The sequence below is a fragment of the Lacrimispora xylanisolvens genome (genome assembly GCF_002934545.1).
Taxonomy (GTDB): domain Bacteria; phylum Bacillota; class Clostridia; order Lachnospirales; family Lachnospiraceae; genus Lacrimispora; species Lacrimispora xylanisolvens.
Genome location: NZ_PTJA01000004.1, coordinates 323,315 through 336,838, shown reverse-complemented (window position 1 = coordinate 336,838; position 13,524 = coordinate 323,315). Strand labels below are relative to the sequence as shown.

Annotated in this window: 11 protein-coding genes; 8 read left to right on the top strand and 3 right to left on the bottom strand. The window is 42.9% G+C overall.

The window, feature by feature from the left end; genetic code table 11:
* Positions 1 to 14: 14 nt before the first annotated feature.
* On the bottom strand, positions 15 to 1,298 hold the full coding sequence (locus BXY41_RS09570; protein ID WP_104436600.1) for an SLC13 family permease: 1,284 nt from the start codon (positions 1,296 to 1,298) through the stop codon (positions 15 to 17).
* A gap of 199 nt (positions 1,299 to 1,497) precedes the next feature.
* On the opposite strand from BXY41_RS09570, the gene BXY41_RS09565 reads away from it, so the two are divergent.
* On the top strand, positions 1,498 to 2,481 hold the full coding sequence (locus BXY41_RS09565) for a LysR family transcriptional regulator (RefSeq protein ID WP_104436599.1): 984 nt from the start codon (positions 1,498 to 1,500) through the stop codon (positions 2,479 to 2,481).
* Positions 2,478 to 3,380 (top strand): LysR family transcriptional regulator, encoded by a 903-nt coding sequence (locus BXY41_RS09560; protein ID WP_104436598.1) that lies wholly within the window; start codon positions 2,478 to 2,480, stop codon positions 3,378 to 3,380. Before BXY41_RS09565 ends, BXY41_RS09560 begins: the two co-directional genes overlap by 4 nt.
* Here BXY41_RS09560 and BXY41_RS09555 read toward each other — a convergent pair.
* Positions 3,377 to 4,297, bottom strand: a complete 921-nt coding sequence (locus BXY41_RS09555) for a LysR family transcriptional regulator (RefSeq protein ID WP_104436597.1) — start codon at positions 4,295 to 4,297, stop codon at positions 3,377 to 3,379. The two genes, BXY41_RS09560 and BXY41_RS09555, sit on opposite strands and share 4 nt — an antisense overlap.
* Positions 4,298 to 4,444: 147 nt before the next feature.
* Between BXY41_RS09555 and BXY41_RS09550 the strand changes: the two genes are divergently transcribed.
* From BXY41_RS09550 to BXY41_RS09525, 6 genes are all read left to right on the top strand, one after another.
* A complete protein-coding gene (locus BXY41_RS09550; RefSeq protein ID WP_170072300.1) occupies positions 4,445 to 6,352 on the top strand; it encodes a sigma-54-dependent Fis family transcriptional regulator in 1,908 nt (635 codons plus the stop codon).
* Between the two features lie 170 nt (positions 6,353 to 6,522).
* Positions 6,523 to 7,851, top strand: coding sequence for an enolase C-terminal domain-like protein (locus BXY41_RS09545; protein WP_104436595.1), 1,329 nt, complete (start codon positions 6,523 to 6,525; stop codon positions 7,849 to 7,851).
* A 145-nt stretch (positions 7,852 to 7,996) separates the two neighbouring features.
* Positions 7,997 to 9,349 (top strand): enolase C-terminal domain-like protein, encoded by a 1,353-nt coding sequence (locus tag BXY41_RS09540; RefSeq protein ID WP_104436594.1) that lies wholly within the window; start codon positions 7,997 to 7,999, stop codon positions 9,347 to 9,349.
* Between the two features lie 17 nt (positions 9,350 to 9,366).
* Positions 9,367 to 9,864, top strand: coding sequence for a tripartite tricarboxylate transporter TctB family protein (locus BXY41_RS09535; RefSeq protein ID WP_104436593.1), 498 nt, complete (start codon positions 9,367 to 9,369; stop codon positions 9,862 to 9,864).
* 10 nt (positions 9,865 to 9,874) lie between these two features.
* Positions 9,875 to 11,395, top strand: a complete 1,521-nt coding sequence (locus BXY41_RS09530) for a tripartite tricarboxylate transporter permease (protein ID WP_104436592.1) — start codon at positions 9,875 to 9,877, stop codon at positions 11,393 to 11,395.
* An 18-nt stretch (positions 11,396 to 11,413) separates the two neighbouring features.
* A complete protein-coding gene (locus BXY41_RS09525; protein ID WP_242980137.1) occupies positions 11,414 to 12,469 on the top strand; it encodes a tripartite tricarboxylate transporter substrate binding protein in 1,056 nt (351 codons plus the stop codon).
* A 59-nt stretch (positions 12,470 to 12,528) separates the two neighbouring features.
* Here the strand turns inward: BXY41_RS09525 and BXY41_RS09520 are convergent, their stop codons facing one another.
* Positions 12,529 to 13,425, bottom strand: coding sequence for a LysR family transcriptional regulator (locus tag BXY41_RS09520; protein ID WP_104436591.1), 897 nt, complete (start codon positions 13,423 to 13,425; stop codon positions 12,529 to 12,531).
* Positions 13,426 to 13,524 lie beyond the last annotated feature (99 nt).

Sequence of the window (13,524 nt, the reverse complement as noted above, 5' to 3'; positions counted from 1 at the left end):
TATAGGAATCCTTTCTAGACAAAGATTGGGAAAAACAAATTGACGCCTAAAATTAATGCTGCCATTAAAATAAGAACAAGAGGGAGAGTGAACTTCATCAGCTTAAATGCGTTGAAATTTCCTATTCCAAAAGCCATCATGGCAGCAGAACAGCCGGTAGGCATAGCAATGGCAAACCAGCTGGATACAGCCGTAACCAATACAATAGCCTTTACATTCATTCCTCCTGCTAACGCTGTAGCCGCTGCAATCGGACACATGAGAGCCATGGTTCCAAGATTGGAAAGAAAGTTTGTCATAACGGTTGTGACTACACAGAAAACAATTGTAACGTATATACCGCTGGGGTTTTCGCCTAGAAGATTGAGTACAGTCTGTCCAATCAATTCTCCTACTCCTGTTTTTCCCAGTACAGAAGAAATGACTGACATGCCTGCGATCATCCATATCATGTCACCGGTAAGAGTTGTAACGGTTTCTTTTACAGAAAGAACTCCGGTGATAATTAAGATCAGTACACCAACTGCCGGTAAAATATTACTGATATTGCTGCCTAACTGGTTGCCAAACATAAATCCCATAATAACCCCAGTAAATACCAGGAAGATAATTGTTTCGTGTTTTTTAGAAATAGCATCTGCTTCTTTTACTTCCCTGACCTGAGAACTGTCTATTTTGCTGTTGGGAATTACTTTATACATAAAAAGACAATAAATGGTGCCTGCTACTGCGGGGAAGAATCCTGCTTTCAGATAATCCGTGATGCCAAGTAAGTCTTTTGCTTCTACCATACCCTGATAAAAAGAGTTAATGGTTCCAGGCATGGTTGCACCCATACCAATGGGTATTTTTGCGGTCCAGATCGTATTTACACAAGCAACAATAAAAAGCATGCGGGCCGGAGAGATGTCGCTTTCATCATCAAGGGTCTGAACAAACAGAAGCATCATGGAAAGGCATGCCATCTGTCCCATTAACTGGGATAGACCAATGGTAATAAGAAGCATTGCAAGAACCAGGACAATGCCGCTTTTGCCCTGCAGACGGTTCATTGCCTGGCGCAGTCTGTGAATCAGGCTGGTCTTTCCAAGGGCGCTGGCAACTACCAGCATATTTGCAACCATAATGGTAGTGCTGTTGGAAAAACCGGAAAACGCAGTGGGGATATCGCTGACCCCTGTCAGAACAAGAGCCACGCAGCAGATCATTCCTGTTACGCCATAGGGAATTGCGTGAGACAGCAGCATAACAACCATAAAAACCAGAATTAACAAAACGACTATCATTTCATACGTCATTACTAAATTCCTCCATTACTTTCGTGCAAAAGTATAATGTACCGTATCCTTCATGAAAATGGGCGCCTGGATTGTGCATATTATCTTTTGTAAGTTTGCTACAGATCGGATTATATAGTAAAATTTAATAAGGTTCAATTCAGTAATATCTATAAAAGTTATAAGTAAAAGCTATAGAAGTTTTAAGGAGCTGATCAGGATGAATACAAAAAGCCTGCTTTACATTACGACGTTAGCAAAAGAGAAAAGCATTTCAGCAGCAGGAAGAAAACTGGGGATCTCCCAGCCTACGTTAAGTGTTTATTTATCAAGACTGGAGAGAAGCCTTGGAACAGATCTGTTTATAAGGGATAAAAAATGGCTGATTCCCACACCGGCAGGAAAGATCTATATAGACACTGCCAACCAGATCCTTGAGGCAAAGGACCAGACGTACCTGGCGATTCGTACTCTGACTCATGAATTAAAAGAATCAATTGTCATAGGCGCCACACCCCTTAGAGGAGCTGTTCTGGTAGCACAAATATTCACTCAGTTCAACAAACGGTTTCCTAATGTGAAAATAGAAATAAAAGAATGTTATATGAAAGATTTGAGAAGGCATGTGATAGCGGGAGAAGTGGATATTGCATTAGGATCTTGTTATGACAGCGAGGAAGAAGATGTGGATTTTGTTATGATGTATAAAGAGGAGGTCATTTTAAGTGCACCGTCTTTTCATAAATTGGCCAGTCTGGCAGGCATCTGTGACAACAGGCTGACTCAAATTGAAATCGGCCAGTTTTCCGATTCACCGTTTGTCCTCATGTGCCAGGGAACCTCTATCAGAGCAATATCTGACAGCATCTTCCTTACTGCTAAGATGAAACCTACGGTTGTTTTTGAAACCAATAATAACCTGGTGCTAAGCAATATGATACGTCAGGGAGCAGGCGTGGGGCTGATTCCCCGGTCATCCATGGTTCCATCAGATCATAAGATCATTTATTTTTCTCTTTCACCCAGATATTATCTGGGTCTTGGAGCAATTGTTAAAAAGGGGAAGGCTTTGTCGGAAGCGGAGCGGTATTTTATTTATCTGGTCATGAAGCAGGATATGAATAATCCAACATATACTCCTGCTTATAGTGGGTATATAAGAGAGATTTGCCATGAATTTGAGAATGAGAGGGAAAATCCGTGAATACTCAGCAGTTAGAATATGTGATAGCGATTGCAGAGGAGAAGAATCTGTCAAAAGCGGCAGAGAAACTATTTGTTACCCAGCCGGCAATCAGCCAGCAGTTAAAAAAGCTGGAAGAAGAGCTTCAGACAAAGCTGTTTTATAAAGATAAAAACGATTATCTCCTTACAGATGCAGGAAGGATCTATGTAAATGGAGCACAATATATTCTCAGTCTCTACAGCAGCGCATTAAAAGAAATTGAAAATTTAAATTATTCTGGAAAAAAGAAACTTACAGTCATTTACCGCAATGATCTGCTTCCTGCAATTTCAAAGGAGGTGCTTCCTTCTCTGGCGGAATTGCATGAGAATATCTTTATTGACACCATAGATGCAGATGGATATATAGCTAAGGATTATGTGATTAATGGTATGGCAGACTTAGCAGTCATGGTGACGAAGGAGCTTTCTCATAGTATGCTGGAATACATACCCCTGCGGAGAGAGAATCTGGTACTGGCAGTGCCGGACAATCACCATTGCCTGAACCAGAATTATAAAAATGGATTAGACGTCTCCTGCTTTTTGAACGATTCATTTATTTTAAACCCGGCTAAAAGCACCTTTAGAACCTGCGAAAATGAGATATTTTCCAGCTGGCAGTTTACTCCGTCTATTCTTTGCGAATCCAATGACCTGACTGTAACGAAACATATGGTGGGCTGCCGGAAGGGGATTGCCTTTTTACCGGAGTCCATGTGGGAGAAAGAAAGCAATTACGTCTGCCTGCCCTTAACTCATCCGGCAGCCTTTTATCTTGTAATTGCTTACCGGAAAAGCAGTATTCTTTCAAAGCCTGTGAAAGATCTGATCAAACTGCTTTTAAAAGCTTGTGATAATACAGAAAGACGGATTTAAATTTCCAGCGTTCCTTTTACATAATTTATTGCAAGTGACATAAAATATTTTTCCGGTTTTGTTAAATAACTGCCTTTTAAATATGCAATGGTGCGCATCCAGGTATGCCTTGGAGGGACTGTAAAGTAGGCGATGGGGGCATCTGGGTCCACATAAGACTGTGGGAAGAATGCAGGGCAGATCTGCTGCTTTACCATGTTGAAAACTGTCTGGGTAGAGGCAGATTCAAACAGGATATTGGGAATGAAGCCTGCCCGCTCAAACAACTCATCTACCAGATCTCTCATTCTGGAGTCGCGGGCAATCAATGCAAAGCTGTCTCCTTTAAAAAGGGTTAAGTCAATCGACGGCAAGGTATCATAACTTCGTTCTCCTGCAAGACTGGCAAGAGGATGGCTGATAGGCAGTCCAAGTACAATAAATTCCTCCTCCATCTCGTTATATTCAATGGCAGGATTTTTGTGGTTTCCGAAATATGCCAGGCATGCAAGTGTCACCTCTTTTTGCAGAAGAAGCTGTTCCATCTTTTTTACCCGTGCTTCTGCAATCCGGAAGGTGATTTCCGGATAGGCAGCATGGAAGATGGGATAGACATTGGAAAACATAAGAGATCCCTGTTCCGGTGAATAGGCCAGGGAGATCTCCCCCCGCCGCTCGCCTGAGATATCATGGATGATTTTATAAGTCTCCTGCTTTAAATCCACCATCTGGCGGGCTGTGTTTAGATAGATTCGTCCTGCAACAGTTGGGACCATGGAGTGGCTTTTCCGCTCAAACAGCTGGGTGCCAAGCTCCTTTTCCAGACGGAGAAGCTGCTGATTTAGGGCTGACTGGGTGAGGAATAATTTTTGTGCTGCTTTTGATATACTTTTTTCCTGTTCAATGGCAATGATGTTATCAATCTGGCGTAAGTCCATGATACCCTCCTGAATCTATTAGAAAAAGTTAGTAAAAGTTATGGAACAATAAATTGAAATAATTTTATGATGCAATTATAATAAAAATGATAGGATTTATCAATATTAAAATATGCAACATTGAAATTTTGTGAAATGAGGACACATATGAAGCAAATAGCGATTCTTCTTCCAAGGCAGACCATTTTAACATATGCTCAGAATGTATTGGAAAAAGAAAAAACTGAGGTTCAGCTTTTAAAGGTAGTGGATAATTCCAATGCGGTTGTGGAAGCGAAAGAGGCTGTTGAGGCAGGTGCCCGGGTTATTATAGCCAGAGGACTGCAGGCTACGCTGATTAAAGAAAGTTTAAATATTCCGGTTGTGGAAATGCCCATAACGGTACGTGAAATTGGTTTTATGATTTTAAAAGCCAAAAATATGCTGAAAAAGGATCACCCTTCCATTGGGATTGTGGCATTTGAAAACATGTTTGAAAGTCTGGATGAACTGGACCAGCTGTTTGGTTTTGATCTGCACTTTTATAACCTGAATGAACTGGAAGATACGAGGAACTTAGTCAGTCAGGCTATTATTGACGGTGTAGACTTAATTATCGGCGGAGTAAAAACCAATCAGATAGCATTTGAAATCGGTTTTCCCAGTCTGTTTATGGAAACGGGAGAAGAGTCCATTAAGAAAGCACTTCATCTGGCTGTTCACATGCTTGAGCTGGCGGAGCAGGAAAAACACAATAAGGCGCAGATTGATACACTTCTTGATACATCCTTTAGCGGGATCATTAAGATAAATGCTTATCAGGAGATTGTGGCAGTAAACCGGGTGATTGAGCAGCTGTTGGGGAAATCAACCAGCGAGGTGATCGGTTTTCCCATTAACAAGGTATTTGATGGTATTGATACAGAAAGTATCAATGGGATTTTAAACGGAAGGGAAGAACTTTATTCCACCTCTTTTTCCATAAAAAATCAGCTGCTGATGGTAATCGGAGCCCCCATTCAGTACGACGGACACTACAGCGGAGCCATATTGACCTGTCATAAGGTTCGGACAGCAGAGCGGGAGGAAGGGTCAGAAGCAGGGGCTAAGCTGGCAGGCAGTCATCTTGCAATTCATAATTATCATCATATCCTCAGAGAGTCCGTGGAGATAAAACGGTGCATAAAGCTGGCAAGAGCGTATGGAATTTCTAAAAACCCGGTTTTTATATACGGAGAGACCGGCACGGAAAAAGAAATCTTTGCCGAAGCAATTCACAATAACAGCCCCCAAAAAGGAGGACCGTTTATTCATATCAACTGCAGCACACTTTCGCCGGAGGAACAGAAACAGGTTCTGTTTGGTTTCGGCGAGGAAAACAGGAAAAAACCGGTCAGTGCTCTGGAAGCTGCGGCGTTTGGAACCGTATTTTTAGAAGAGGTGGACCGGTTGTCTTTGGAGTGTCAGTACCTGCTTTATAAAGCGGTTCGCGACAGGCTTTTCTGGGACCGTGATTCTATGGTAAAGCGAGTTCTGCCAGTACGACTCATCGCATGTTCTGGAAAAGAACTGGCAGTACTTGTAAAACAGGGTAAATTTCGGGAGGATTTATATTTCTATCTGTCTGCTTTAGAGATTTCCCTTCCTCCGATCAGGAAGGAGCCAGAAGAAATCCGACGTTTTACCGGTATATTTCTTGAAAAATACAATACTGCCTATTCCAGATATGTGGAAATCAGTGAGGCTGCCCTGGGTGTGATGGAAGAGTATTTCTGGGAAGGTAATCTGTTGCAGCTGGAGAGTTTCTGTGAGCGGCTGGTTCTGACAGCCCATAGAAGAAAAGTGGAGGAGGGGATGGTGCAGAATCTGTTACAGGAGCTTTATCCATTTACCAGAGAAGACAATGGAAGCAGTCAGACCGTAAAAAACCAGAATCCGGAAGCACTCCGCATTGAGATGCTGATGGAACGCTTTAACGGAAGAAGAACTGAGGTGGCAAAAGCAATGAAGATCAGTACGACCACTCTGTGGAGGAAGATGAAACGTTACGGGATTGGGAACAGTTATGACGTATAAAAGCAGGGGATTGCAAATAATTGCAATCCCTGTTTCATTATTTGAAAGAATAAGAAAGATGACAAAAAAAGACAAAATGCTTGTTGTGTCTGTCAATAGAATGAGAGTGAAAAGAAAGTTATAATTCAAGCTGTATAAGTCCAGGAGGGCTTTGATAAAGGAGATAAAAAATGACACCAGTGATTACTAAAATGGAAGTGTACCCAGTAGCAGGAAAAGATTGTATGGAATTAAACTTAAGCGGAGCTCATGCTCCTTTCTTCACCAGGAATATAGTGATTCTGTATGCGGATAACGGAGAGATGGGGGTAGGAGAAGTGCCCGGAGGAAAGAAGATCACCGATGCACTTTTAGAATGCGTTCCCCTTGTAACGGGTACTAAAATCAGTGAATACAAAAGCACTCTTTTAAAAGTGAAAGAGTATCTGGATTCCAAAGGGGAAACGGATGTAAGAGGTAACCAGACGTTCGATTTACGTACAGGAGTACATGTAATAACTGCCATTGAAGCTCCCTGCCTGGATCTTCTGGGAAAATATTTAGAGGTTCCCGTATGTGAACTGTTAGGCGAAGGAAAACAGAGAGACCGTGTACGTATGCTGGGTTATTTATTCTTTGTGGGAGACAGAAATAAAACAGATCTTCCCTACGATTCTGAACCGGATGCAGACTGTGACTGGTACCGGATCCGTCATGAGGAGGCTCTGACTGCCCATCAGATCGTGGCATTTGCAAAAGCTACAAGAGAAAAATACGGTTTCCAGGATTTTAAGCTGAAAGGCGGAGTGCTTCCAGGCAATGAAGAGATGGATGTAATCCGTGAATTAAAGAAAGCTTTTCCTGATGCGCGGATTGATCTGGATCCCAACGGCGGCTGGCTTCTTGAAGAGGCTGTGGAGTATGTCAAAGGAATGCAGGGAATTTTAACGTACTGCGAAGACCCTTGCGGAGCAGAAGGTGTCTATTCCGGAAGAGAAATTGTCAGCGAATTCCGCCGCCGCACCGGTTTCCCTACGGCTACCAATATGATTGCAACCGATTGGAGAGAGGTAGGTCATTCCCTGGAATCACAGGCTGTGGACATCATACTGGCTGATCCCCATTTCTGGACAATGAACGGTTCCGTCCGAGTAGCACAGATGTGCCATGATTTCGGCTATACATGGGGTTCTCATTCCAATAACCATTTTGACATTTCCCTTGCCATGTTTACCCAGGTAGGAGCCGCAGCGCCAGGAGATTACAATGCACTTGATACCCACTGGATCTGGCAGGAGGGGATAGAGCGCCTGACGAAAGAACCCCTTCAGATCGTAAATGGCTGTGTGGAAGTTCCAAAGAAGCCTGGACTTGGTATTGAGGCAGATCTGGACCAGATTAAAAAGGCTCACCAGTTGTATCTGGATCACTGCCTGGGCGGCAGAGATGATGCCATGGGTATGCAGTATTTGATACCAGGCTGGAAATTTAATCCGAAAAAACCCTGTCTTGTTCGATGATTTTAACGGATTATTAACATTTCTTATTGCTGCAATCGGTTTTAATTATTGGATTTATGGGATTTTCATTGGTATAATGCATGTGAAAACAAGATTCGACAAATAAAAAAATGTGCATTTTAACCAAAGAAAGGAAATGAAGCATATGGAGCACTCAGGAACGCCGGTGGTAACAGAAATGCAGGTTATCCCGGTTGCTGGTTATGACAGCATGCTTATGACATTAAGCGGAGCTCATGCACCATGGTTTACCAGAAATCTGGTGATTTTGAAGGACAGTGCGGGGAAAACCGGAATCGGAGAGATACATGGAGGGGATTACACCTGTGAAGCATTAAGAAGCTGTACTCCTCTGGTAATAGGTCAGCAGATTGGAAAATACCGGGGAATATTAAATTCAATCCATAGAGGGGGAAGGAGAGCAGAAGGTGATGACGGAGAGGGAATACAGACCCTTGATATCAGCAAACTGAAATTTGTTGTGAAAGCAGAATGGGCGATTGAATGCGCACTTCTTGATCTTCTGGGACAACACTTGGGGCTTCCCATGTGTGAGCTGTTAGGAGAGGGAAAGCAGAGAAACCAGGTAGAAACACTGGGATATTTATTCTATGTCAGCGAGAAGGAAAAAGCGCGGCTTAAGCTTGGGTATCTCAATGAGAGCTGCAGTGAGGATCCATGGTTCCGCCTTCGCCGTATGGAGATGCTTACGCCGGAACGCATTGTGGAACAGGCAGAGGTTCTTCATGAAAAATACGGATTTAAGAACTTTAAATTAAAAGGCGGTGTGCTTACCGGTTCCGAAGAGATGGAATCGGTACGGGCACTGAAGCAGGCATTTCCCAATGGCCGTATCAACATAGATCCCAACGGGGCATGGAGCTTAAAGGAGGCAATTGACCTTTGTAAGCCAATGGAGGGAATCTTATCTTATATTGAAGATCCCTGCGGTCCGGAATCCGGTTTCTCCAGCAGAGAGATCATGGCAGAATTTAAAAATGCCGTTAATCTTCCGGTAGCAACCAACATGATCGCAACAGACTGGAGACAGTTTTATCATTCCGCAGCATTAAAAGCAGTGGATATTGTTCTGGCAGATCCACATTTCTGGGGATTTGAAGGAAGTGTGAGAATGGCGCAGATTTTAAATGACTGGGGTTTGACATGGGGAAGTCATTCCAACAATCATTTTGATATTACACTGACCGCGTTTGCCCATGTGGCAGCTGCAGCACCGGGAAATCCGACCGCACTTGACACTCACTGGATCTGGCAGGATGGTCAGAATCTCTTAAACGATACCCCTGCTATTAAAAATGGGTATCTGGAGGTACCTGACAGACCCGGGCTTGGAGTAACCATCAATATGGAGCGGGTAATGGAGGCCAATGCATTCTATAACAGCCTTCCTTCTCATGACAGGGACGATGCTCTTGCAATGCAGTATTTAATACCAGGCTGGAAATATGACTGTAAAAAGCCGGCATTGGTAAGATAAAAGGAGGAGGCCAGTCAATGTTTATTAAAAAATATGGGGATATGATTGTCGGCGGATTTTTTATGATTTTATCCGCCGGAATGATGATTATGGCAAAGATGCTGCCGAAATCAAAGATCATGGATATTGGACCTGATTTCATGCCGATGTGCATCGGGATTGTGACCTTTGCTCTGGCAGCTGCCCTGGCATTTTTAAATGTAAAAAATTTAAAAGCCAGAAAGGCAGAAGCTGAAAAAATGGAAAAGGAGGATCTGGATTACAAACGTATGCTTATCAGTTTTATCCTGATTCTGGTTTATGTTTACCTGCTTCAACCAGTTGGCTTTATTGTTACCACAATTCTTTACCTGCCATTCCAGATGTATGCTTTGGCACCTGATGAGAAAAAGACGAAAAAAGATATCATACAGCTGGCTGTAACTTCCGTTATATTTACCTTTGTGGTATTTTTCCTGTTCCGGTATGGATTTAAGATTATATTACCTGCTGGAATATTCACCATTAATTTATAGGGGGGAAGCTATGAACGCATTAATTTCGCTAGGTAACGCTTATGTAAGAATTTTTACTCCGTCTTCTCTTTTGCTTATGGCAGCAGGCGTGAGTGTGGGAATTGTATTCGGTTCCATACCAGGTTTATCAGCCTCCATGGCTGTGGCGTTGTTTTTGCCGCTTACATTCAGCATGTCCCCTTCCATGGGTATGAATATGCTGGTGGCTGTTTATATCGGAGGGATATCAGGCGGTTTGATATCAGCAATTCTGTTAAATATGCCGGGTACGGCATCTTCCATCGCAACCTGTTTTGATGGATATCCCATGGCGCAAAAAGGTGAGGCAGGTAAAGCCCTGGGATTTGGAATTGTCTTTTCCTTTCTTGGATCGGTCTTTTCCTTTATTATTTTAACATTCTGCGCTCCGTTACTTGCTAATATTGCATTAAAATTCACTCCGGCTGAAAACTTTGGTATTTCCTTTTTTGCCCTTACCATGGTTGCAGTACTGGCTTCCGGTTCTATGCTAAAGGGGGTTTTAGCGGGAATGCTGGGACTGATTTTTTCTCTGGTAGGAATGGCGCCCATTGACGGAACAGCCCGTTTCACCTTTGGCTCCAGTTCATTGATGGCAGGGTATGATACCCTTCCCACCCTGATTGGTATATTCGCTATATCCGAAATCCTTATAACAGCAGAATCCATGGGGCATGGAAAGATGGAAACAATAAAGATGAAACCCATTAAGGGATTCGGCTTCACCTGGAAGGAATTTGTTTATCAGATTCCAAACGCAATTCGTTCTGCTCTCATCGGAACCGGAATTGGTATTCTTCCGGGAATCGGAGGAAGTACATCAGGAATGCTTGCCTATGTAACGGCTAAAAACATGTCAAAGCATCCGGAAGAATTCGGAAAAGGCTGTCCTGACGGAATCGTGGCAACTGAAACAGCCAACAACGCCACCATAGGAGGAGCAATGATCCCCCTTCTGGTACTTGGAATTCCGGGAGATGGAGTAACTGCCATGATGCTTGGGGGATTTTTGATTCATGGTTTATCAGCAGGACCTCTTCTGTTTGTTAAAAATGCAGATGTTGTATACGGAATTTTTGCAGCATGTATGATCTGTATTACAATGATGCTGTTAATCGAATTTTTTGGAATCAAAGTATTTGTACAGCTTTTAAAGATACCGAAACACATTCTGATGCCACTGATCCTGGTTTTATGCTGTGTAGGTGCTTATGCAACCAACAACCGGATCTTTGACGTACAGTCCATACTTCTGTTTGGACTGGTAGGATACTTATATCATAAGTTCAGACTGCCAACTACACCGTTTGTATTATGCTTTCTCATAGGAAAAATGCTGGAGACATATCTCCGAAGAGGAATCATGCAGTACAAATCATTTGGAGCATTCTTCCAGAGACCGATTTTTGACGCATTCTTTTTTGTGGCAATCGGAGTCGTGGTTTGGTCAGTTTATAAGGAATACAAGATGTACATAAATAAAAAAGCGGGGAAGGCATCTGAACAATTATAAAAAAGGAGAGCAAAAACTATGAAAAAAAGATTATTGGCAACAGTAATGGCGGCGGGGGTCGTTCTAAGTATGACAGCATGTGGCAGCAGCCAGACACAGGCAACAACAGCAGAAACAACAAAAGCAGCAGCCAGTTCTGAGGCAGCCGCTACAAAAGGATCAGAAGCAGCAGGTACTGAGGCAGCAGCTTCCACCTGGAAGCCAACCACCACTGTTTCCATTGTGGTTCCTGCAGGAGCAGGCGGCAACACAGATCTTTCTGCCCGTGTATTTGCGGAGTATGCAAAGAGAATGACAGGTGCTGATTTCATTGTGGTAAATGCCAACGGGGCTGCAGGCTCCGTAGCAGCAAATCAGGTTCGCTCCGCAGCTGCAGACGGACATACCTTCCTCTATGGTCACAACCTGGTAAACGTAGCCAATATTGCTGGTGTAACCGATTATAATTATACCGCATTTAAATTAGGACCCACATTTGCACTTGATCCGGCGCAGCAGTTCTATGCAAATCCTGACAAATATAAGACCCTTGACGAGTTCATTCAGGCAGCAAAAGCAAATCCGGGCAAGTTAAAAGCATGTACCGAAGTAGGCGCATATACTTACTATGAGCTGCTTGCATTTGAAAAAGTGGCAGGAATTGATCTGGATCTGGTAGACGTAGGCTCTAACTCCGATAAGATTGCAGCTATGCTTTCCGGTCAGGTAGATTTAATGCCGGGCGCTTATATTAACTGCAAGGATTATCTGGAGGCAAAACAGTTTGTATGTCTGGGAGCTCCCACAAAAGAGCGTTATGAATTAATCAAGGATATCCCGACTTTAACAGAGCAGGGCGTAGATTTAGTATATCCAAACTGTGAATTTTCCTTCTATTTCCCTAAAGATACTTCTGATGATGTCATTGCCTGGTACGATCAGCTGGTGAAGAAAATGACTGAAGATCCGGAAGTAAAAGAGGCAATTGCCAAAGTTGAAATGATGCCTTACTATTTAAGCTCTTCTGATTCTGAGGCAAATGACGAAAAGATTTACAATGAGATTAAACAGATCGCTGATGATCTTGCAAAATAATTAATTTAATTGAATTTAACAGCCCGGGGAGTCGGTTTTTAGATCGGCGTCCAGGGCTGTTATTCATTGAAATAGTTCCTTATGGCATTACAAAAACATTGGCTCGCCTGGCTTTGTATCCAGTTTTTTCTTGTCACCAAAGCATTTAATCTGGTGAGTTTTGGTTCCACATGATAGTATGCCACGTGTTCCCGGTCTATTGCACAGGATTCGCTGATAAATGTGACTCCGATTTCCATAGCAACCATACTTCTGGTTGTGGATATGCTGTTGGTTTCACAAACCGTACTGGGGATCCAGCCGGCATTTTCCAGCACTACATCGGTGAGGCGGCGAAGAGTAGAGCCTTTTTTAGACAGCAGAATATTTTCTTCCCCGAAACTCTCTGCAAATTCCTCGATTCGGATAGGCCTGTCCGGATTTTTCTTCCGATATGGATGATTAACAGGAATGGAAAATAAAACTTCTTCCTCCCGGAGTATGGTCACCTGATCAGGAGAAAACGGATCGATTTCATTGATCGCCATGATTCCGCAGTCGATACTTTCTTCCAATATCATTCTGGTAAGCCCGGGAAGATTGGTTTCTGAAATTTCTATGATCATATCCGGGTATTGAACTTTGAAAGCTGGAATAATATCAGTCAGCATGGTAAGACCGAACTGTGAGGTCACTCCTACGGTTATGTGACCGCGGTTTTCAATATTCTGTATATTCTGATACAGGACATTTTTTATGGACATGACTTTTTCCGCCGCTTCTATATAAAGGGAGCCTGCTGGCGTGAGTGTTAACCTGCCTTTGCTTCTGTAAAATAGTGGAGTGCCAAGTTCACTTTCCAGCTTTGAGAGGTACTGGCTTAAGGTGGATTGGGAGACAAAAAGTTCTTCGGCAGCTTTGGTCATGTTCTCTTTTTTGGCGATTGTCAGGATGTAGGTCAGATAGCGGGTGTCCATAAAAGTGCCTCCTTGTTTATGCGGGTGTGTGTTTGGGATAGGAAGTGCGGTTATTATTATTTATTTATTTATTTATTTATTTATCATATCATAGTTGGG